We start from the raw sequence: 21,838 nt of genomic DNA, 5'->3' as shown, positions 1-21,838 counted from the left end.
TGGCTTGTGCTATGCACACGGATTCGCTTTTAGAGGTTATCTCATGCGGCAACGAAGCGTGGAACGGTTTGTCTTCATCTGGATGGTCCTCATTGCATTCCTTTCCGCGGCCGGGGCGTGCGGCGGAGGCGGAGGAGACGACGACGACGATACGGCAGGCGACGACGATGACGCTGACGATGACGCCGGCACGACGTTGACGTACGAAAACTTCGCGAAGGACTTTTTCGAGACGTACTGCCTGCATTGCCACGTCGCGCCCCTCGACGAAGACGTGCCCTTTGTTCTCGACAATTACGATGCCGTCGTGGAGCAGCTCGACGAAATCCGCACGCAGGCGGTGGAACTCAAGGCTATGCCGCCCGAAGAAACGCCCGGGGATTTCCCGCCGGACGAGGAGCGTGAAAAGCTCGGCGAATGGATCGACGCGGGCGCGCCGGAGTGAGCCGATTCCCGGGGATTTCCGAGCCCCCGTTTCGCCTTGACACGCCGCGTCGCGGCCCCTAAGACTCGAAGGGCCGCGCGGTTTCCCATGTGCCCGGCCCGCGCGGTTCCCCACGAGAACGTCGGCCCCGACGAGGACACATGGTATCGAGGCTCCCGAATCCCGCGCCGCCCGAAATCGTGGACGTCTTCATCGCGCGGCTCGGGGCGGGGGCGGTCTCCGTTGCCGATCACGACCGCTGGCTCTACGCCCGCGACATGTACCCGGTCACCCTCATGCACTACGCAGAGGGCTCGCTGCGTCACTTCCCCGACCTGATCGTGCATCCGGCGAATACCGAGGAGGTCGTGGCCGTCATCGACCTCGCGCGCAGCTTCAACATGCCGGTGATCCCGTTCGGCGCGGGCTCCGGCGTGTGCGGCGGAACGATGCCGATTCGCGGCGGGGTGATGCTCGACCTCAAACGGATGCACCGCATCCTCGAGGTGAACGACCGGGATCTCACGGTTCGCGCGCAGGCCGGCATCATGGGCCAGACGCTCGAAATGGAGCTGAACCGGCGCGGATTCACGATGGGGCACTTCCCGTCGTCGATTCACTGCTCCACGCTCGGCGGCTGGGTCGCGGCACGCAGCGCGGGGCAGTGCTCGTCGAAATACGGCAAGATCGAGGACATGGTCCTCGGTCTCGAGTTCGTGTTGCCGGACGGTACGATTGCCCGGACCCCCGCCGTGCCCCACGGCGGCGCGGGGCCGAGTTGGCAGCAGATCGTGCTCGGCAGCGAAGGGACCCTCGGCGTGGTCACCGAGGCAACCTGCCGAATCTGGCCCGCGCCGGCCCAGCGAAGGTTCCTCGCCTACGAGTTTTCCGACGTGCGCACGGGCGTCGAGGCCATGCGGCTCGTGATGCAAAACGACCTGCGTCCGGCGGCGATGCGCCTGTACGATCCGCTGGACACGCTCATGGTCGGTAAAAGCGGCGCGGAGGAGGACTCAGGCGGTTCCGGCCTGATGGATTTCATCCCCGTCCAACAGATCGAGACGCGCCTTCGCACGCTCATCCCGCGAGCGTTCCGTCGCACGCAGCGCTTCGTGGCGGGATACGCCGAGATCGGCAACAAGCTCGAAAAGCTTTCGAAGGGCGAGTGCCTGATGGTGCTGATGTTCGAGGGTGAAACGCGCCTGACCGACTACGAGTTCGAGGCGACGCAGCACCTGTGCGATCGACTCGGCGGCATCAACCGCGGGCCCGAACCCGCGATGAAGTGGTTCAGGAACCGTCACCACGTCAGCTACAAAATGAGCAAGGTCTTTTACAACGGCGCGTTCGTGGACACGATCGAGGTGGCGGCGTCGTGGACGCGCCTCCCCGCGCTTTACGACGCGGTGCGCGCGGCGATCCGCCCGCTCGCGTTCGTGATGGCGCACTTTTCTCACGCGTATCCCGATGGCGGCTCGATCTACTTTACATTTCTCTCGTCCGCGCCCAACGCGACCGAGGCCGAACGCAAACACAAGGCGATCTGGCACGCGGCGCTCACGGCGGCGATGGCGGTCAAGGCGACCATCAGTCACCACCACGGGATCGGGCTGTCGAAAGGCGAGTATCTGCGCAGGGAACTCGGCGAGTGGTTCCCGGTGTTCGAGACGCTCAAGTCCGTGATGGACGCGGAGAATCGATTCAATCCGGGCAAGTTGGGGCTCGCGTAAACGGGGGCCGTGTTGCGGCGACTGGCGGGAAATCTGGAACTGGTGCACCGGCTGCGCGAGATCTTCGGCGCGGACCGCATCTCGCACTCCCCCGCCGTAGCCTCCGTGTATGCGCGCGATCTGGGCGCGGATGCCGAGTGGGATTGGCGTTCGGGACGGCTGCCCGAGCGTCCCGATTTCGTCGTGTGGCCGGAAACCGCCGAGGAGCTCAGCCGACTTATTCGGCTCGCGAACGACTGGAAGATCCCGATCATCCCGTACGGCGGCGGCACGGGCGTGCGCGGCGGCGTGCGGACCGTGGGCGGCGGAATCGTTTGCGACATGAAGCGGATGAACCGCGTCATCTGGCTTGACGAAACCGCGCTCATCGTCGCGGCCCAGGCGGGCATCACGGGAACGCAGCTCGAGCGCCAACTCCGGCGCAAGGGATTCACGCTGGGAGCGTTCGCGTTTCGGCACCCGGCTTCGACCATGGGCGGCGCGCTCGCCGTGCGCGGCGGCGGCCACGCCACCGAGCGCTACGGCCGCCTCGTGGACAAGGTCGTGAACATGCGCGCGGTGCTGCCCGACGGACTGATCGTCAAGACCTTTCCCTCGCCCCGCTCGGCCACGGGACCCGACTTCGATCATCTGCTGCTCGGCAGCGAGGGCACGCTCGGCATCATTTTCCGCGCCACGATGAGGGTGCACATGCTGCCCGCGGCGAGAACACTGGTCGCCGCGCGATTCGCCACGTTCGCCGAGGGCGCCGACGCCCTGCGCGCCGTTTGCCGCGACGGCATCCGCCCGGCGGGAGCGCGGCTCGCCGACCCGGCCGACGCGCGCGCGTTTTTCACGGACCCTGATCTGCCGCCGCCGGACGGTTTTGTGCTTTGCGCGATGTTCGAGGGCAATCCCCGACGTGTGGATCTCGAAAAAGAGATGGCAATCGAGTGCGTGCACCATCACGGCGGGCGGCTGATCGACGAGTCCTTCGCCAGGTGGTGGATCGACCGGCCCTTCGCCGAGCAGTTCCGCGTCGCGCCCGCGCTGGCCGAAGCCCGTATGAATTTCGAATCCGTTGACCTGTCCGCCACCTGGGGCGATCTCGGGGCGATCTACGATGCCGCGCGCAACGCGCTGGCGGACGTGGGCGACGTGACCGCCGGCGTTTCCGGCCCCGACGCCAACGGCGCGGCGCTCACGCTGTGCGTGACGGGCCGGACAAACGGAGCGGGCGACGAGGCGTGGAACGCGGCGCTCGGCCGGGCCTGCGAGTCGGCGATGGCCGCGGGCGCCGGGATCTCGCGTCACCTGGGCGTGGGCACGCGGCGCATCCACGCGCACGAGCGAGAAGCGGGTCCGTTCGCCGACCGGCTGCGCGAATTCAAGAAGCGCCTCGACCCGCACGGCATCCTGAATCCCGGCAAGCTCATGGCGGCCGCCGCGCCGCCGGAAGCGAGGTGACGATGGCCCCCGAGATCCGCAAAGTGCTCGACGCGCATCATCGCGAAATCGAGTTCTGCACCTTCTGCCCCAAGATGTGCCGCTTCGCCTGCCCGGTCGCGAACGCGACCTCCAACGAAACGTTTACACCGTGGGGCCGCCAGTCGCTGCTGCACCTGGTCTCCGAGGGACACATCGAGTTCAACCGCGAAATCGCGTACGTCATGTACCAGTGCGCGTCGTGCGGACTGTGCCAGGAGTATTGCGACCACGGCATCGACGTGCCGCCCGTGATGCTTGCCGCGCGCGAATACGCGGTGTCCGCCGATCTGGAGCCCCACGAGGTGGCCGAGTTCCGCCAGTTCTGGTCGCAGCACAACAATCCCTACGGCGACGATCTGCGCGCACGGCTGCGCCAGCAGGTCTCAGACGAATACTTCGTGCGCGACGCACAGGCCGTGTATTTCGCGGGCTGCGGGTCCATCTATCACCATCCTTCCGTACTGCAGGACACCTGCCGCGTCTTCGAAGCCATGCGCATCGATTACGTCAGTTGTTACGAAGGCGAGGCGATGTGCTGCGGCGCGCCGCTGCGCCAGCTCGGCTTGCGCGCCGAATACGAAAAAAACGCGAAACGTCTCGCGGGCGAGCTGTCGCGCTACAAGACGATCATTTCCGGGTCGCCGCAGTGCGTGTACGAGCTGAAGTTCGCGTACGCGCAGCTCGGGCTCAAGATGCCGCCGCGCATCCACCACATCAGCGAGTTCCTGTGGCCGCTGATCGAGGAAGGTCGCCTGCGCGTTTCGCGGACGTTCCCGCAAAGCGCCATGTACCACGACCCGTGCGTGCTCTCGCGGCAACTGGGCGTGACCGAGGAGCCGCGCAATATCCTGAAACACGTGCTGCGCGAACCGCTCACCGAGTTTTCGCAAAATGGGCGTAAGAGCGAGTGTTGCGGCGGATTCGGCGGCCTGACCGTCACCAATCCCGATGCGGCGACGGCCATCGCGAATTCCCGTCTGGAGGAGGCGCGCGAGCATCCGCAGACCGTGCTCATCACCTCGTGCTCGAACTGCCGCCGCCAGTTCGAGTCCGTCGAGCCGCAACTCGAGGTGCTCGACCTCGTCAACGTCCTCGCGCGGTGCGTCTGACGCGTGCTCGCGCGGTGCGTCTGAAGTCTACTGCTTCGAAAACGTGCCGCCCACGGCGATCTGGCCGAGGTAGCGGATATAAGCGTTCGACTCCGATGGGGCTCCCGAATAGTCGTAGTACCACAGGAACACGGTGCGACCGTCTGGCGAATGTGTCGAAAAGTAGTTCTTGCCGCTGACGATGTCGGCGTAGGCCGGGGTCGGCGTTTCTCGCCCGATCAGGTTGACGACCAGATTCGCCGCGAGCAGCACGGCGACGAGCACCAGAAGCGAAACGAGCAGACGGGACGGCTGTTGCATTGGAGCACCTCCACGAATTTGGCCGATTCGTGGTGAAACCTCCCACCAAAACCGGCATTTTCAGGGATCGGGACGCGGCACGCGCCGTGACCCCTATAGCACGAAGCGCGAAAAGATCCGATGATATGGGCACTTTCCTCATGCTGATTCGCGCATCTGCCGAATAGTTCGGCAAGGCGCCATGCGACCGTTGGCAAACGTTCGGGCGAAACGCGATGCACGAGTTTTCCGAATTCAAGATCTACAACCACATCGATCGCATCCGCGAGGTCATCGACGGCGGCCTTCCTCCGCCCGTGACCTTCGAGATCGACCCGACCAACGCCTGCAACCACGACTGCGTGTGGTGCGTGGATCAGACGCACCGCGAGATCCACAAGGGCCATCTGAAAAAAAAGGTGCTGTTTCGCGTGATCGACGAGGCGGCCGCGATGGGCGTGCGCTCGATCGTGCTCAAGGGCGGCGGCGAGCCGCTGATTTATCCATGGATCGAGGAATTGCTGCGCCACATCCACGCGGCGGGCCTGCCCGTCGGCATCATCACGAACGGCGAAGGCATCCTGAAAAACCTCGACGTGATCCGCGAGACGTGCTCATGGCTGCGCGTTTCGGTGGACGCCGGATCGGCCGAGACGCATGCGTCGGTGCACCAGCCCAAGGACCCGATCGGCTCATATGCGCGAATCTGGGACGGCATCACGGCGGTGGCCGCTCACGTCTTCACGGGCATCATCTACGTGATTCATCCGAACACCTACCACGAGATGGTGGTGGCGGCGAACCGCGCGAAGGAAGCGGGCTGTCGTTACGTGGCGTTCAAGCGCGTGATCGCGCCCGACGAGGTGTTCAACCCGGCCGACTACACGGCGATCGAAGCGAACTATCAGCGCGCGCTGCTGCTCGACGAAAACGGTTTCCGCATTTTCGGCTGGGAAACCTACAACTTCGACGAAGGGCCGAACAAGAAGCCCTACGCGATCTGCAAGGGGCACCACCTCGTCGCGATCCTGTGCGCCAACGGGGAAATGTATGCGTGCTGCTCCACGCGCGGCCAGAAGAAGTTCAGCTTCGGTTCCGTTTACGATTCCGGCCTCGCCGATCTCTGGCACGGCGAACGCCGAGCGCGCATCCTGCGGCACATCGATACGCGCGCGTGCGCCCACATCTGCGTGGGGCATACCAGCTACATGCGCTACGACCACTACAACCGGCTATTCGAATACATGATGCGCTCGGACCGTCCCCACGGGGATTTCCTGTAGCGCTGCGCGCGTCGGTCATTTCGCGCCGTTCACTTCCTTCGAAACTTCCGCCATACCCGCGCCGATCAGCCGCTCGGCGATGCGCTCGCCGTACCACGCCAGTACATGCGCCGGAGGATGGATCTCGCGATACTCGGGCGGCAGTCCCTCGGCCCGCAGGTGGAAAACGGGAACATCGATCAGATGCGTGTAAGCGTCGTACATGCGGGGATCGATCGCCGGCGTGAGCAGAACGGCGACCCGCGCGCGTTGCGGCTCGGCGACGAATCGCCGGAACGACTCCACGTTGCGACGCTCCCAGATGGGGTCCTTGATCGCCTTCTGTCGGTCGCCCGCGAGATCGCCCATCGCGAGCATCGCGAATCGCCACAGTCGCGAGTGCGCAACGAGCCCGAGGTGCCACGAATGCGGCCCCGGTGGCCACGACGCGAATCGGTCGTGCACGACGAGGTCGAACCAGAGCTGCGGGTGCCGCGAGACGAGCGGCCCGACCGGCGCACCCTGCAGGAACGCCGGCGCGCCGGTGTTGGAGAGTGTCATCAGAATGATGTCGGGATCGAGGGTCGCGACGCCTTCGCGCGCAATCGCCACGTCCTGCGTCGGCACGTACGCCGACGTGCCGAAGTTCCACACCTCGGCGGCGACTCCGCGCGCGCGCAGAGCACCTTCGAGCCGCGCGGGCCACGTCTCGTCGTCGCGCACGTCCGCGCCGTACACGTTGGACCCGCCGACGGTGACGACGCGCAGCGTGCCCAGCGGCCGCACCGCATCGCGTTCCGGCCCGCGCGCGCGATGACGGTTGATCGAGATCGGATAGCCGCCGGTCGCGTGCAGGCCGGGCTTCAGGCGAAATATCAGTTCCGGATCGTCGACGGGCTCGTGGCACTCGACGTCAGAGGCGGCGCGGTAGACGTAGCGCGCGAGATAGCGCTCGTCCACGTTCGAGATTCGGATAACCGCCTCGGCGAGCAGGACGGCGACCGCGATGCCGACTGCGAGTGCGGCGACGCGAGCGGGAAGACCGCCGCCGCTCATGGGGCGGATCGGCCGGGGACCAGGTCGCGTTCGATCAGCCACGGCGCAAGGTGGTCTGCGTACCACGGCATGACATACGCTGGCGGATGAATGCGGATGTACTCGCGCGGCATGCCGTCGGCGGTCAGCACGTAAACGGGCAAGTCGAGTCCCGCCCAGTACGGTTCGAACATCGGCAATCCCGCCGCGGGGCAGATGAAGACGGCGATCTTTACCCGGCCGCGGGACTCCTCGACGAAGGCGCGGAAGTCGCGGATCGCCCGCGCCTCGTAGTCGATCGCCTGCCAGCGACGCGGGTTCGCTCGGGCGACCGCGCTCATGAGTGCGTAACGGAACAGACGCGAGCGACGCACCGCGGCCAGCGTCTCGCGCTCCTCCCACACGCCCGGGATGTGGATGATGCCGGGATCGAAGACGTAGTCGAACCACAATGTGGGATTCGCGTCGAAGATCGGGAGCTTGGGCAAAAGTGCCTGAAAGCCCGGCGCGCCGATATTCGAGAACGCGAAGACGTAGAGGTCGGGCGCAAGCTCGTCGATCGTCTGCCGCGCGATCTCCACCATCTGAATCGAGACGTAAGCCGACGTGCCGTAGTTCCACACCTCGATCGGCGTGTCGGTCAGCGTGCGCAGCTTTTGCTCGACGCGCGCGGGCCAGGTTTCGTCGTCGTTGATCTCCGCGCCGAAAACGTTCGATCCTCCGAGCGTGACAATGCGGTACACGCCGGGCGGCTTTTCTTTTTCATACTCCTTTCCGCGCGCGAGATGACGGTTCACCGACGCGCGGAAGTGGTTGTAGTCGAGCGATCCCTGCTTGAGGCGAAAGAGCAGCTTGGGGTTGTTGTCGGCCTGATGGATTTCGAACATGCCCCCCTGCAGATAGACGTATTTTTCCAGGAATCGCTCGTCGAGATCGAAGACACGCACGACGAACTCGCCCAGCGTCAGGGCGAAGGCGCTCGCGAGCGCGAATGCCGCCGCCGCGAAGATCCGTCGACGTCTCATGGCATCGCCTCCCCGGCACCCGGCACGAGTCCTTCACGCGTCAGCCACGCGGCGAGTTCACGCGCGTACCACGCCAGCACCTCGGGCTGCGGATGGATCGCCTTCCACGTCGCCGGCTTGTCGTCGGCGGTCAGCACGTGCGCGGGCACATCCAGGCCCTGCCAGTACCCGGCGACCATCGCTTCGGTGATCGCCGGGCAGACGAAGATCGCGGTTTTCACCTGGGTGCGGGTCGAATTCAGAAAAATGTGCAGCTTGGCGCGTCCGTAAATCTCATCGGGCGATTGCTGCAACGGCGGAACTCCGTTTCGCTCGACCCGCGTCAACTGGAACATGCGAAACGCGCGCGCGTGCGTGATCCACCACAGCCACGTCCGATCGTCCAGCCAGGTGTGGTCGCCTTGAAGACGGACATCGAAGACATACCGGTACCAGAGCCACGGAGTGCCGCGAAAGAGTTCCTCGTTTCCGCGACCGGGGATGAATCCCGGCGAACCGAGATTGCTGAGCGCGATGATGACGAGATCCGGAGCGAGGTGTTCGAGCGCCCACGCCGCCCGCGCGACCATTTGGCTCGTGACGTAGGCCGACGTCCCGAAATTCCACACCTCGAACTCCGCCCCGCCGACGCGATTCAGTTCGTCCTCCAGCCGCGCGGGCCAAGTCTCGTCGTCCTGGACCATCGCCCCGTATGCGTTCGACCCGCCCACGACAATGACGCGAAAAGTTCCGGGCGCTTTCGCGACGGGCCGCTCGGGACTTCGCGCAAAGAGCGAATTGACGGACACGCGATGCGGCCCATGATCGACAACGCCCGGGCGAAGCCGGTAGTGCAGCTCCGGCGAGGGATCGACCTCGTGGCTCGGCAACTCGGCGCTCTGCAAATACAGCAGCCGCGAGACGAAGCGCCAATCGAACGCGAACACGCGGACGACAGCCTCGGCCAGCAGCAGACCGAACACGATCGATCCGAAGAACGCGAGCAAACGTGCGTGCGTGCGCGTCATGACGCCCGCGCCGCGTCAGTGCTCATAGCCCGGCCGCTCTGGGCGATACGGCTCTTTGCGCCACGTCGCGCGGACCTCTCCGGCGGCACCCTCGGCGCACCGTCCGACGGTTGTACAGAGGGTGCCCGCGCGCGCGACAGCCCGTTCGATCGCCTCGACACGGCCCGCCGGCGAGGTCGCGACGAGCGCGTAGTCGTCGCCGAATGTCGCGGCGAGATTCATACGCCGTTCGTCGTCGAACGCGGCGTGCGCGACGAGCGCGGGATGGATCGGCAATCGGTCGAGGTCGAGTTCGAGCGCCACGCCGCTTCGCTCGCCGATGCGCGAGACATCGAGCATCAGACCATCCGAGACGTCGGCGCACGCGGACGCACCCACCGACGCGAGAACGCCGCCGATCCGCAGCAGCGCGCGAGGACGTCGGTACGCCGCGAGCAGATCATCGTCATGTTCGGTAGCCTGCTGCGTGTGAAACAGGTGCAGCGCCCCGCCGGCGCCGCCGAGGTGACCGACGACCAACACGGCATCGCCCGGGCGCGCGCCGCCGCGATGCAGCGGCCTGCGCGCCTGCCCGATCACCGTTGCCGTGATGGTGACGGGTCCGGGTGTGAGGACCGTGTCGCCACCCGCGAGCGTGGCGTCGTGCTCGCGCAGTGCGTCGCCGATCCCCTCCGCGATCTGCTCCCGATCCGCGCCCGAAAGCCGGTTCGGGAATGCCGCCGAAAGAAACACGAGAAAGGGCAGATCGGCGTCGCACCCACCCGCGGCGAGGTCCGAAAGCGCGCACGTGACCGCGCGATAACCCACGTCGGCGAAGGTCATGAACGCGGTGTCGAAGTGCACGCCCTCGACCTGCGTGTCGGTGCTCACGAGCGTGGCCGCGAGCGGCTGCGCCAGCACGGCGCAGTCGGAACCGATCCCCATCGCCAGCCCCCGGCCCGTGCGTCCGAACATCTGGATGAGGCGCTCGATCCACTCGGTTTCAAAACCCATGCTCACCGCCCGCCCGCGGGTCGTTCATCCGCACTGTACGAAAGGACCAGTGGTTCGGACAAGACATCGAACCCGGGCCACCATAACCTTTGCGCGGCGCAAAGCGCGAAAATAACGAAGCCGTCTCCGGGGAGACGGCCGCATCGAAAACGATGTGGAGCTGAACGGGATCGAACCGTCGACCTCCTGAATGCCATTCAGGCGCTCTTCCAACTGAGCTACAGCCCCCCGAAAACCGGCGCGTTATAGCACCGGCCCATTTCCCCCGTCAACGTTCACGACGCACGTTTGTCGATCGCGCGGTTTGCGCCTCGATCAATTCGCCGGCGCGCCGGACTTTTCGTTCTGCGCGATGCGTCCCCAGAACGCCTGATTCTCGACCACGGGATACTTCTCGCGGTACTGCGCCACCCACGCGCCGAGGAACTCCGCCTGCTTCGCCTGAAGCGCGGCCTGCTTCACGTCGTCTTTCTGCGCCTCGAAATCGGCCCGCGCCGCCGCCGCGCGGCCGGTCACCTGAAAGACGATCGCCCCATCGGAAAACGCGAATGGCTGCGCGGGGAATTCCTGCCCGTCGGGCACGGCGAACGCGGCCTCGGCGAAGCCCTGCACGAATCCGAGCTGCGGCACGGAACGCGACGACATCGCGAACTCGCCGGTGTCCACGACCGTCGCGCCGAGTTCCGCCGCCACCGCGTCCAGCGTCTTCGCGCTCGACTTCACGTGCGCGAGCGCGTCGTTCGCCTTCGCGGCCGCCATCTCCTGCCGTTTCTTTTCCGCGAGCTTGACGCGCACGCGATCCTTCGCCTCGTCGAAAGACGGTAGGCGAGCCTCGCGAATCTCGGCGAGCTGAAAGATGTACCACTTCGAGAATCCCTCGAAGGGTTTCGAAATCTCTTCCTTCGACATCTCGAACGCGAGTTTGGCGATCTGCGGACCCTTCTCCATGCCGGGGATTCCCGCGTCCGCGGCGAAGAGCGGCGTCGAGCCCACCTCGTATTCGTTTTTCGAGGCGAAGTCGCGGATATCGGTGCCGGGGGTGATTTGCGCGTACGCCTTTTCGATCGCCTCCTTCTGCTTGGCCTTCGCCTGCGCGAGCTCCAGCTCGAACCGGATCTGGTCCTTGGCCTCGTCGAAGGGCTTCGGCCCGGGTTCGCGGGCCTCGGTGCGCTTCACGATCTCGAACGCGTCATTCGTCTTGATGACTTCCGACACCGCGCCGTCGGTCAGGCCGAACGCCACGGTCACGAGTTCGCGCGGCGTCGCGGTGCGTTCGGCGAAACCCATGTCGCCGCCCTGCGCGCGGCTCGCGATGTCATCGCTCACCTGCGCGACAACCTGCGCGAAGTCGGCGCCCGGCGCGGCGGCCGCGGCGCGGGCCTCGTCGGCTTTCTTGCGGGCCTCGGCCTTTTGCGCCTCGGTCGCACTCTCGGGGAACGCCACGCGAATGCGGCTGTAACGCACCTGCTCCTTGGCCGAATACTTCTTCGGGTCGGCGTCGTACTTCGCGCGCAGATCGGTGTCCGTCACCTCGACGTCTTCCATGAACGGCTTGAAGTCGATGGAGAAGTAGGTGAGGCGACGCTGCTCGGGCTCGCGCCACGCCTCGGCGTCGGCGTCGTACGCGGCCTTCAGCTCGTCGTCGGCGATGGACGCCGGATCGAAATCCAGCTTCGACGCCTCGACCTTGACCACGCGCAGCGAGCGTTTCTCGCGGTCGCGACGGAATTCCTGCCACGCCTCTTCGTCGGTTACCACCACCGAGGCGCGCAGCAGGTTCGAGACCTTGTCGCCCAGCAGTTCATAGCGGATCGCCGACTCGAAATCTTCGAGCGACATGCCCGAACGCCGCAGGTAATTGAGCAGTCGGTCCTTGCTGAATTGCCCATTCTCGACGAATCCGCCCGACAGGCGGATGTAGTCGGCGATCTCCTGCTCCGTGACCGCGAGGCCCAGATCGGTCGCCGACAGTTGCAGCAACGTCTGATCGACGAGTTGCCCCAGGACGGAACGCAGGAAAAACGGGCTGTTGAAAATCTCGGAGTCGGACGGCAGACCCTGGCTGGTGTAGGTCTTCTTGAGGTCCTCGAGACGGCGCAAAAACACCTCGCGGCTGATCGGCCGATCACCGACCGTGGCCACGCTGTCGGCGTGACGCGCGCCATCTGACGCGCGGTTCGCACGGCTGACGTACGACATCGCGCCGAAGCCGATCAGGAACGACAGGGCGATGGCGCCCAGGAGAAATTTGATGAGCCGGGACCCGGCGTTTCGCCGCAAAAATGCCAGCATGGCGACCTCGGTGACGCGATCAGAACGAGAAAAAAGGACCCCACCACCCCGCTCGGGGCGGCGCATTATGGGTCAGCACCCTCGCAAAAGCAAGGCGGCCGAGAGCCTTGAAAACACTGGGTTTTCCGCTGAAATCGGGCGTCGACAGCGGGCTCGCCGCGGCTCGAAAATTCGCGCGGCTTGGCCGCTCAAAACGCGCGGCGCGTCAGTAGTATCCGTACCGTCCGCCCCGGCGTTTGCGTCGTTTTTTCTTCTCGCCGTCGGCGTAGTAGTAATAGTAGTGATACCCGCCGTAATCGTAGCGATATCCCGACGAGATGCTGTTGGTGATGACGCCCAGAAGGTTGGCGTTCACCTTTTCGAGCAGGTCGATCGCCCGGTTGACCCCCGCGCCGCGACTGCGCCCCAGCTCCACCACGAGCAGCGTGGAGTGCACGAAGCTCGACAGGATCGCGGCGTCGGTCACGGCCACGACCGGCGGCGAGTCGAGCAGGATCATGTCGAACTCGCGCCGGAAGGTCTCCATCATTTCCCGCATGGCGTGCGAGCTGAGCATCTCGGTCGGATTCGGCGGAATCGGTCCCGAGGGCAGGACGAAGAGGTTCTCGGTCTGCGTGGGATGGACGATGTCGCGCCAGTCGGCCTCGCCCGACAGGATGGTCGTGACGCCGGGGTCGCGCGAAAGATCGAAGAAGTTGTGCACGTTGGGTTTGCGCAGGTCGCAGTCGATGAGGATCGTCTTCTTGCCCGTATTGGCGATCGTGAGCGCCAGGTTCGAGACGATCGTGCTCTTGCCTTCGGACGGCCCGGCCGACGTGATGAGCAGCTCGCGGATCGGCACGTCGGGATTCGCGAAGTGGATGTTCGTGCGCAGCGTGCGGAACGCCTCGGAGATCGGCGACCTGGGGCTGTGGTGCGTGACGAGGTTGGCCGACGCCGGGGAAGGTTCACCGCCTTCCAGCGCTCGCTTGTCCGGAATGCGCGGGATCATGCCGTAGATCGGACGCTTCACGAACCGCTCCACCTCTTCGGTGCTTTTGAGCGAGTCGTCGATGAACTCGAGGAAAAACGCGACGCCGATCGCGAGCAGCAACCCCGCGACAAACCCGAGCATGAGGTTGAGCCGCACATTGGGCGAGATCGGTCGCAACGGCTGCTGCGCCTCGTCGATGATGCGGATATTGCCGATCGTCGCCGCCTCGGTGATGCGCGCTTCCTCGCGCTTTTGCAGCAGGAACGTGTAGATCTCGCTGTTCACTTCCTTGGCGCGGACCAGCTCGGCGAGCGAGCGCTCCTTGTCGGGCAGCGTCTTCATCTCGTCGGAAAAACGCTGAAGAATGTCGTCGATTTCGGCCATGCGCGCCTTGATCGTGACGAGCGTCGTCTCCACCACCTCGCGGATCTTGCCGCGCAGATCGGCGATCTGTTCGTCGATCTTCTTCACATCAGGGTGATCCTCCGTGAAGTCCGCGACGAGTTCCTGGCGCTTGCCCTGCAGGTCGGAGAGCGTGAGCGCGAGGTTCGAGAGCACCGTGTTCTCCCGGTTCACCGAGGGCAGCGAGAACCCCGTCGGTCCCGACTTGTCGAGCGCGCCCAGAATCGACGCGTAATGCCGTTCCTCGATCTCCAGCCGACTGCGCTCGCCCGCGAACTCGGCGTAGCTGTGGATCATCGACGTCGTTTCGTCGGGCAGCGACATGACGTTGTTTTCGGTCTTGAAGTCGCGCAGGCGCATCTCGCTTTCCTCGAGACCGGCCTGCAGCGCCTCGCGCTGCGCTTCGATGAACTTCAGCGTCTCCCGGGCTTCGGCGGCGTTTTCGTCGATGTTGCGCTTGCGGTAGGTATCCACGACCGCGTTGACCACGTCGCGGGCGGTGTCCGGATTCGCGTCCCGGTAGACGACGCGCAGGATGTTCGTCTTGTCGCCGACCGGGCGCACGTCGATATTTCCCTGGATATTCGCCACGGCCTGTCGGAACATCGGCTGCTGAAACCGGAACCATACGCCGGGCACCGCGGGCCCGCCGCCCAGCAGAAACTTCACGTACTCGTCGGCGCGATCGCCGTTCGCGACGAACGGCTCGTTGATCCGCCCGCGACCGAGCTCGCCGTCCTTGCCGGCGACGGTGAAGTCCCCGTCCTCGTTGTCGAGCGTGAGCGTGAAGACGCGGCCCTTCATGCGGCGACCGACGTCGAGCGCTGAAAACTCCAGGCCGACGCCGGCGGGGAAGCTGATGAGCACCGTGTCGAGCCGGAGCTTTCGCACCACCTCCTCGGCCACGGTGCGGCTCTTGATGATCTCGATTTCCTCGGCGATCGGGTTGGTCCGATCGAGCTGCACCAGCTCCGACAGGATGTTCTTGTTCGACGCGTCCTTGATCTGCACCGTCGCCGACGCCTCGTAGATCGGCACGGCAAGGAAGGTGTGGATCGAGACCGAAACGAAGACGGTCAGGAACGCGAGCAGGCCGACATAGCGCCGCCGTACCAGCACGCGCAGGTAGTCGGTGAGGTGAACGTCGCCCGTGTGCGGCTGCTCCGCCACGTTGCGTCCGTCAGCGATTCATCGCGTCGATCGCGGCGGCGTCCACCACGATGCGCGAGAGGTTGGGCAAAATCTGTCCGAGAACCCGGTCCCATTTGGCGAGGCCCGAGGCCGGCACGTACACGATGTCGCCGGGTTCCAGAATCATCAGATCGACGCGCTTTCCCTTGAGCACGTCGTCGTAGTTCACCTCGATCACCTTCGCCGAGCCGATACCGCCCCGAATGATCTTGATGCCGCGTTTGTACGCCGTGACCTCGTTGAAGCCGCCCGCGTCGACGATCGCCTGCGCCAGCGTGATACGTCCCGAGCGGATCGGCACGCCGGACGGCCGAATCACCTCACCGAGTACGAACACGCGCGTCGCCTGAATGCTCGGCACGTACACCATGTCGCCGTCGGCGAGCGGAATGTTCTGGCCGGTCTGCCCGCGCGTGAACATGCCGACGAAGTCGATCGGCACCACCTGCCCGCCGCGCACCAGATACGCGCCGCCGAGGTTGCCGGTCTCCGTCACGCCGCCCGCGTCGTGGATCGCCTCTAGCAGCGTCGTCGTACCCTTGACGGGGTACGCGCCGGGATTGCGGAACTGCCCCGACGCGAAGAACTTCTGACTGCGATACTCCTTGACCTCGAGATCGATCTGCGGGTCGCGCAAATACTTCGCCAGCGCCTGACGCACGGCGTCCTGCGCCTCGGCGACGGACAGGTCCGCGACCGGAACATTGCCCGCGAGCGCGACGTAGAACGTGCCGTCGTCGCGGACCACGCCTTCTTTCGACAGATCCTCGCGTTGCCACACGACGAGCCGCAAAACATCGTCCGGACCGATCTTGTAGGTATGGCGGTGGCGCTTTGCCTGCTGAACGAGGGCGTCGGCGTTCTGCGCAAGTTCCGCGTCGGTCGCGACCGGCGGGCCGAGTTCGCCCGGCGAAACGAGCGGCTCGGGCGGTTTTTTCGCGCACGAAACGCACAGGTACGAGGCGACCGCGATTGCCGTCACAAAACGAATGTCGAAACGGGTCCGCAAACGCGTGTCGTCCTCTCTCGATTGGGCAATGACATTAGGGGAAACTCCGCGTGGATACAAGCGTTTGCGCGATTTTTCCCTCCCAGGGACCTGCCGCCGAATCGGGGAAACTCCGAGTCGATTCGCTTCGACCCGGTTGGAATTTTTCCGCGAGCACCGAAATTTCCCTTGACGCGCCGATCCTGCGGGCATAGATTCCAATAATCTTGATCGACATGATCGAGATTTGACTTCGCCGGGGCTTGGGGGCACGGCAAGCGCGAAATCGAAACAACTCATATCCGGGCTCATCGGGAGGTTTTCCATGGCCGCCGTCTATAAGGACAACAGTTTTTCCATCGGGCGCACGCCCCTCGTCCAACTCAACCGCGTCACCGACGGCGCGAAGGCCCGCGTGCTCGCGAAGATCGAAGGGCGCAATCCGGCGTATTCGGTCAAGTGCCGCATCGGCGCGGCGATGATCTGGGACGCGGAGAAAAGCGGCGCGCTCAAGCCCGGCATGGAGATTCTCGAAGCGACAAGCGGCAACACCGGCATCGCGCTGGCCTACGTGGGCGCGTCGCGCGGCTACGGCGTGACGCTGACCATGCCCGAGACGATGTCGCTGGAACGGCGCAAGATCCTCAAGGTCTTCGGCGCGAAGCTCGAGCTCACGCCGGGCGCGAAGGGCATGAAGGGCGCTATCGAGCGCATGAACGAACTGGTGCAGGAAAACCCGGGCAAGTTCTGGGTCGCGGGTCAGTTCGTGAATCCGGCGAACCCGGCGATCCATGAATCGACGACCGGTCCCGAAATCTGGGACGACACGAACGGCGAGATCGACGTGCTCGTGTCGGGCGTCGGTACCGGCGGCACCATCACGGGCGTGTCGCGCTTCATCAAGAACACCAAGGGCAAGAAGATCGTCTCCGTCGCCATCGAGCCGGCCGATTCGCCGGTCATCACGCAGAAGCGCGCGGGCGAAGACCTCAAGCCCGGTCCGCACAAGATCCAGGGCATCGGCGCGGGGTTCGTGCCCGACGTGCTCGACCTGTCCGTCGTGGACCGCGTCGAGACCGTGACGAACGAAGAAGCCATCCAGTACGCGCGGCGGCTCTCCGCCGAGGAAGGCATCCTCGCGGGCATCTCGTGCGGCGCGGCGGCGGCGGTGGCCATCCGCCTCGCGAAGCTGCCGGAATTCGAAGGCAAGACGATTGTGACCGTTCTGCCCGACTCGGGCGAGCGGTATCTGTCCTCCGTCCTGTACGACGGCTTGTTCGAGTAGTGCGCCGGTTTTAGGGGCCGTCTCACGGCTCGAACGGGCCCGACAACCAACGACCCGTCCTCCAGAATCTCGAACCCGGAAACGCCGCGTTTCCGGGTTCGAATTTTTCATCCGTATTGTTCAGAGGCCATGCCCGGCAAATCAGGGCGAAGTCGAAGGATCGCCCGCCGCCGGGTTGTCGGCCAACAGCGCCGCGATCTCGTCGTCGATGACGGTTTCGCCGAACGCACCGCAATAGGGTGACCGGCTCTCGCGCCAATATTCCATTAAGCCGGGGGTGAGGCACGGCTTGATGTCCTGCTCGACCCACCCGTTGACGAGTCAGTTGACCTCGTCCTCGCGCTCCTCGAAACCCGGCAGGTATCCGGCGTCGAATCCGGTCGGCGTTGAAATCTACTCTTTACTCCCTGGTGCTGGTATCCCCGTTTTCTCTGGCTTGACTTCCACGGACTCGAGTGCCGTCAATCCTCGGATTGCGTCATTGGGTGCGTTGTAGATGTAAATCAGTGTCGATCCAGCGCCCTTCGACCACGCGCTGATTGCGGTCTTGCCGTTTTTACTGATGGAAATTCTCGGAAGTTCAAGCTCACCCACGACCGAGTTCTCGATTAAGCGGTACTTCTTGAGTGTTTCCCCACGTAGGTTGGCGACGTTCAGATTCGTCGCCCGTCCATCCGAACTGATCGGCAGGTACGCGATCCAAAGAGATCCGTCAGGATCCATCGCGACATCGACTCCGGTCACTCCCGCGCCTGAATCAACCACGAACATTTCCGACAGCATTCCTTTCTGATAGTGGAGAACACGAGTTTTTCTTTCCAAAACGTCTGTGTAAGCGGCCCAAATGCCGTCGGCTGATGTCGTTAGCGAATAACCGTGACGACAGGAGCGGCCCAATTTTCGTTGATCCCCGACGGAGAGAACGTAAAGGTCATAGTCGCCGCGAACGCTGTTATTGGCAAAATTCAAATAAAAGACATATTCAAAGCCTTGACTATCCAAAGCAAACACGGGGTCGTAGACAAGAAGATTGCGCGGGATCCCAATGGTTTTCTCGTCTTTGTCGGTTTTGGTTATTCGTTTGTAGTAAAATGGGATATGTGACATTGAATCAGATTCGGACTGTCCTCCTAAGAAATATATCAGACGTTCGTCCCCATTTCTGTCGAAATCAATGTACTTTCCAATTACCTTTAGGTCGGGACTCTTTTTTACTGAACGGAAAACAATATCTTGTCCCTGTAGTGTCCCAACCACCAAGTCTCCTTGCGTAGCTTGAGATTTTGAGTCAAGCCACTGAGTCGCAAGAACAGCCGCCGCATTGTTGTGCAAAGTCATTGCCGTTGCAGTGGTTGGAAGGAGTCCGTGTTTGGGATACTTATAATATTTCCAGTCAATACCAGCATAAAAGGCATATTTTGAGTCCAGATTTACATGGAGATTGCCACTGTCGTTGATAAGAAGCTCCTTAGAGCCGTTAAGTTTTTCGTCAAGGGAAATTGGTATCGAACCGCTGATCAGGGGCAGTGACGCCTTTGGAGTTGACTTAGCGCATCCGAAAGCGCACGCCAGCAATACGTACGAGGTCAGTAAGATCGCAACATCGATGTATCGTCTGATCATCTCAACACTCCTTAATTGCTCTTTAGCACGCACAGCCACCACCTCCGTCGTCACCGCCGCCCCCTTCGCCACCGTCCACGTCGTCGTCCGATTCGTCGTCTGTTGCATCATCGTCCACGTTGTTGTCGTCACCGCCCATCGTGGTTGTCGTGGTGCTGGTTGTCGCCGGTACAGACGTTGTTGTAGTTGGCTCGGTAGTGGTGGTTGTTGGTTCCGTCGTGGTGGTGGTTGCCTGGGTTGTGCTCGTTGTTGTGGTTGACGTCGGAATCGTCGTCGTCGTTCCCAGCGTCGTCGTGGTCGTCGATCCGGGCGACGTGGTCGTTGTTGTTCCAAGTACTGTTGTTGTGGTGGTTCCCGGGAGTGTCGTTGTGGTCGTCGGAGCCGTCGTAGTGGTGCTCGACGATGTTGTTGTACTAGAAGAAGTCGTTGTTGTGCTGCTTGTCGATGTCGTCGTACTTGAGGACGACGTTGTCGTGCTACTCGACGTGGTGGTGGAAGTAGTTGTTGTTGATGTCGTGGTCGTCGTCGTGGTCGCCGTCGTGGTCGTCGTCGTGGTCGTAGTGGGCGTAGTGGTCGAGCCAAAGAAAAAATCTACGCGTCCTTCATCAGCGTAGGAGTCATTCCAGCCGTCTCCACCAATTAGAATATCGGAAAGCCCGTCGCCATCGACATCCCCGCCGATATCGACGGACTGTCCCCAGCCACAATATCCTTGATCACAAGCACCCAAGGCAAAAAACGAGACTAAAAGGCCCGACGAACTCCCATAAGCGTAGCGCACCCGGCCTTTCTCCTGGGAGAGAAAGTCGTCTGTATATCGCGGTGCTCCCACGACAAGGTCATTGTATTCGTCACCGTTCAGGTCTCCGGCGACCGAAATACCGGCTCCGAAGCGACCGTCGCCAACGGTTCCCATGTCTTCTCCGCTTATTGTCAAGGACGGAGCGGAGGTCGGACCAACGTCGGACCCGTAGAAAAGATAAACGGTTCCACGATCATAATCTGGCGCAACAATTACGAAGTCGGCGTACCCGTCCCCGTTGAGATCTCCGCCACCCGCAACGGTCTCCCCCAAGTGGCTGTTCGCTTGGTTGTTCTCGAATGTCCAATCCGGCGTGACGGCCGGGCCACTAGCCGAACCATAGAAAAGCCAAGCTCGGCCTTCGTCCGATTGCCCATTGTCGTAATTTTTTCCGCCAAGAATGATGTCGTCATAGCCGTCGCCATTTACATCACCGGCGGTGCTCAGACTGAATCGTGAACCCAAATTGACTTGGTTCTGATTCGGCTCAAATGTCCAGTCCGCCGTAGTTGAGGGGCCGGAAGGGCCACCGAGAAAAAGGAACGCGCGGCCTTCATTCGCACTGCCGTTGGTGAACTGTTCCGCTCCGACGAGTGCGTCGTCGTACCCGTCACCGTTAACGTCACGGGCACAAGCGACCGTGGAACCGGCTCGTGCAGGACTGAGATTTGACTCAAATGTCCACCCAGCCGAGAATTCAAGGCCGTCAGCGGAGCCGAAGTAGATCAGCGCACGTCCTTCATCGGATTGTCCGTTGTCGTAGCGGTAAGCGCCGACGAGCGCGTCATCGTAACCGTCCCCGTTGTAGTCGCAGCCCCCATCAACAACAACACCGAGACGCGCGCCAGCCTGATTCCCCTCCGCCGACCAATCTGAAACGAGCGATGGCCCGAATTCGGAACCATAGAAGGCGATTGCTACACCCTCGTTTTCAAGGCCCGCGTCGTATTCATAGGCACCGACAAGCAAGTCGGAATATCCGTCGCCGTTGAAATCCCCGGATAAACTCACGGAATGCCCAAGCTGGGCATATGCCTGTTCGCCGTAAAGAAACCAATCGGAAAATATAGACGCACTAACGTCGTCAATGCCTACAGGCGACTGGAACGCGTTGTGTGGCTTCGCTTCGTTGGAGATGGTTTGCGAGTCGTCCACGCTCTCTAAGAAAATGACGGTGTCTTGCATATTTTCCGGCTCACTGCACGCAACAAGAAGGATGAACACGCATCCACTAAGGACGTGCTTCGCAAATCGGTCTCGGGGCATCGCCATCATTCGTCTCGGTGTAAGATGTTTGGGGTAATGTATCCCTCCCCTAACAAGAGTCAAGCCATTCTCGTCTCGCTTTTCCACAGCGCTTCCTCGACTGCCTGCACCGCCTTCTTGTCGATGGAGAGTGACTTCTGTAGATCGGAGATCAGCATCTTCTTCGGCTGGGGCTTGCCGATCCCGTTCTGCTTGATCTTGGCGCTCGTTGTGAGCGAAGCCGGACCGCCGAGTTCCTAGCCTTTGAGCCCACCTTCGCCAAGGTTTCGGCGGAAAGGCATGAATTGCGGTTTGGCGGGATTGGGATCGAGCTTCTCTATTCCCGCGACGATCTGCCTTTTCGTCTTGGCGATGGAGTCGCCGTGCTTCCTGGTTTCGTCTTGAAACCGCTTGAGAGGCATGGCGGCGAATTGCGATATCACGCTGTTTTTGGCGACCAGCTCCGCCCATGCGAAAACCCACCACCTGCGAAGTGCTATTTAGTCGCAATTGAACCATGTTCCGCTAATATCCCTCTCGGTTAACTCTGTCAAGAGGTTTCTGGATGCTCATGTCGCAAAACAAGGCGCTTCACTCTTCACTGAGCCTGTCCCATTCTCCGTGGAAAGTGGATCGGCGGTTCGGTTAAACATGGTTACGCCACGCCCTCTTTCCGGTCAAGCTCCGCGCCCGCATTGAGGGCGGA

Annotated in this window: 16 protein-coding genes and 1 tRNA gene; 6 read left to right on the top strand and 11 right to left on the bottom strand. The window is 63.0% G+C overall.

Annotated elements, in window-relative coordinates:
• Positions 1 to 43: 43 nt before the first annotated feature.
• The 4 genes from IT350_00255 (at position 44) to IT350_00240 (ending at position 4,730) form a co-directional block, all read left to right on the top strand.
• Positions 44 to 445 (top strand): hypothetical protein, encoded by a 402-nt coding sequence (locus IT350_00255; protein ID MCC6156454.1) that lies wholly within the window; start codon positions 44 to 46, stop codon positions 443 to 445.
• A 140-nt stretch (positions 446 to 585) separates the two neighbouring features.
• Positions 586 to 2,154 carry an FAD-binding oxidoreductase gene (locus IT350_00250; GenBank protein MCC6156453.1) on the top strand — a complete coding sequence of 523 codons (1,569 nt, stop codon included), beginning with the start codon at positions 586 to 588 and terminating at the stop codon, positions 2,152 to 2,154.
• Positions 2,155 to 2,166: 12 nt separating this feature from the next.
• A complete protein-coding gene (locus IT350_00245; GenBank protein MCC6156452.1) occupies positions 2,167 to 3,600 on the top strand; it encodes an FAD-binding oxidoreductase in 1,434 nt (477 codons plus the stop codon).
• A 2-nt stretch (positions 3,601 to 3,602) separates the two neighbouring features.
• The gene (locus IT350_00240; GenBank protein ID MCC6156451.1) at positions 3,603 to 4,730 is read left to right on the top strand and encodes a (Fe-S)-binding protein; all 1,128 of its coding nucleotides are present in this window, start codon (positions 3,603 to 3,605) and stop codon (positions 4,728 to 4,730) included.
• A gap of 27 nt (positions 4,731 to 4,757) precedes the next feature.
• Here the strand turns inward: IT350_00240 and IT350_00235 are convergent, their stop codons facing one another.
• The gene (locus tag IT350_00235; protein MCC6156450.1) at positions 4,758 to 5,030 is read right to left on the bottom strand and encodes a hypothetical protein; all 273 of its coding nucleotides are present in this window, start codon (positions 5,028 to 5,030) and stop codon (positions 4,758 to 4,760) included.
• Positions 5,031 to 5,245: 215 nt separating this feature from the next.
• Here IT350_00235 and IT350_00230 point away from each other — a divergent pair, with 215 nt between their 5' ends.
• Complete coding sequence (locus IT350_00230) at positions 5,246 to 6,292, top strand: radical SAM protein (GenBank protein ID MCC6156449.1); 1,047 nt, start codon at positions 5,246 to 5,248, stop codon at positions 6,290 to 6,292.
• A gap of 15 nt (positions 6,293 to 6,307) precedes the next feature.
• Here the strand turns inward: IT350_00230 and IT350_00225 are convergent, their stop codons facing one another.
• From IT350_00225 to IT350_00190, 8 genes are all read right to left on the bottom strand, one after another.
• Entirely contained in the window at positions 6,308 to 7,327 is a 1,020-nt protein-coding gene (locus IT350_00225; protein ID MCC6156448.1) for a hypothetical protein, read from the bottom strand.
• A complete protein-coding gene (locus IT350_00220) occupies positions 7,324 to 8,331 on the bottom strand; it encodes a hypothetical protein (GenBank protein ID MCC6156447.1) in 1,008 nt (335 codons plus the stop codon). Before IT350_00220 ends, IT350_00225 begins: the two co-directional genes overlap by 4 nt.
• Positions 8,328 to 9,338, bottom strand: a complete 1,011-nt coding sequence (locus IT350_00215; protein MCC6156446.1) for a hypothetical protein — start codon at positions 9,336 to 9,338, stop codon at positions 8,328 to 8,330. Before IT350_00215 ends, IT350_00220 begins: the two co-directional genes overlap by 4 nt.
• 15 nt (positions 9,339 to 9,353) lie before the next feature.
• On the bottom strand, positions 9,354 to 10,331 hold the full coding sequence (thiL, locus tag IT350_00210) for a thiamine-phosphate kinase (protein ID MCC6156445.1): 978 nt from the start codon (positions 10,329 to 10,331) through the stop codon (positions 9,354 to 9,356).
• A 155-nt stretch (positions 10,332 to 10,486) separates the two neighbouring features.
• A tRNA-Ala gene (locus IT350_00205) sits at positions 10,487 to 10,559 on the bottom strand.
• 87 nt (positions 10,560 to 10,646) lie between these two features.
• Positions 10,647 to 12,623: a peptidyl-prolyl cis-trans isomerase gene (locus IT350_00200; GenBank protein ID MCC6156444.1), complete on the bottom strand. Its 1,977-nt coding sequence runs from the start codon at positions 12,621 to 12,623 to the stop codon at positions 10,647 to 10,649.
• Between the two features lie 205 nt (positions 12,624 to 12,828).
• Positions 12,829 to 15,168, bottom strand: a complete 2,340-nt coding sequence (locus tag IT350_00195; GenBank protein ID MCC6156443.1) for a polysaccharide biosynthesis tyrosine autokinase — start codon at positions 15,166 to 15,168, stop codon at positions 12,829 to 12,831.
• Between the two features lie 10 nt (positions 15,169 to 15,178).
• On the bottom strand, positions 15,179 to 16,171 hold the full coding sequence (locus tag IT350_00190) for a polysaccharide biosynthesis/export family protein (protein MCC6156442.1): 993 nt from the start codon (positions 16,169 to 16,171) through the stop codon (positions 15,179 to 15,181).
• Between the two features lie 331 nt (positions 16,172 to 16,502).
• On the opposite strand from IT350_00190, the gene cysK reads away from it, so the two are divergent.
• Complete coding sequence (gene cysK, locus IT350_00185) at positions 16,503 to 17,462, top strand: cysteine synthase A (protein ID MCC6156441.1); 960 nt, start codon at positions 16,503 to 16,505, stop codon at positions 17,460 to 17,462.
• A gap of 393 nt (positions 17,463 to 17,855) precedes the next feature.
• Here the strand turns inward: cysK and IT350_00180 are convergent, their stop codons facing one another.
• A complete protein-coding gene (locus IT350_00180; protein ID MCC6156440.1) occupies positions 17,856 to 19,139 on the bottom strand; it encodes a hypothetical protein in 1,284 nt (427 codons plus the stop codon).
• Positions 19,108 to 21,159, bottom strand: coding sequence for an FG-GAP repeat protein (locus IT350_00175; protein ID MCC6156439.1), 2,052 nt, complete (start codon positions 21,157 to 21,159; stop codon positions 19,108 to 19,110). Before IT350_00175 ends, IT350_00180 begins: the two co-directional genes overlap by 32 nt.
• Positions 21,160 to 21,838 lie beyond the last annotated feature (679 nt).

The organism is Deltaproteobacteria bacterium (assembly GCA_020845895.1).
Lineage (GTDB): Bacteria > Lernaellota > Lernaellaia > JACKCT01 > JACKCT01 > JADLEX01.
Note: the sequence above shows the minus strand (reverse complement) of the source record. Positions and strands in the feature narration are given on the sequence as shown.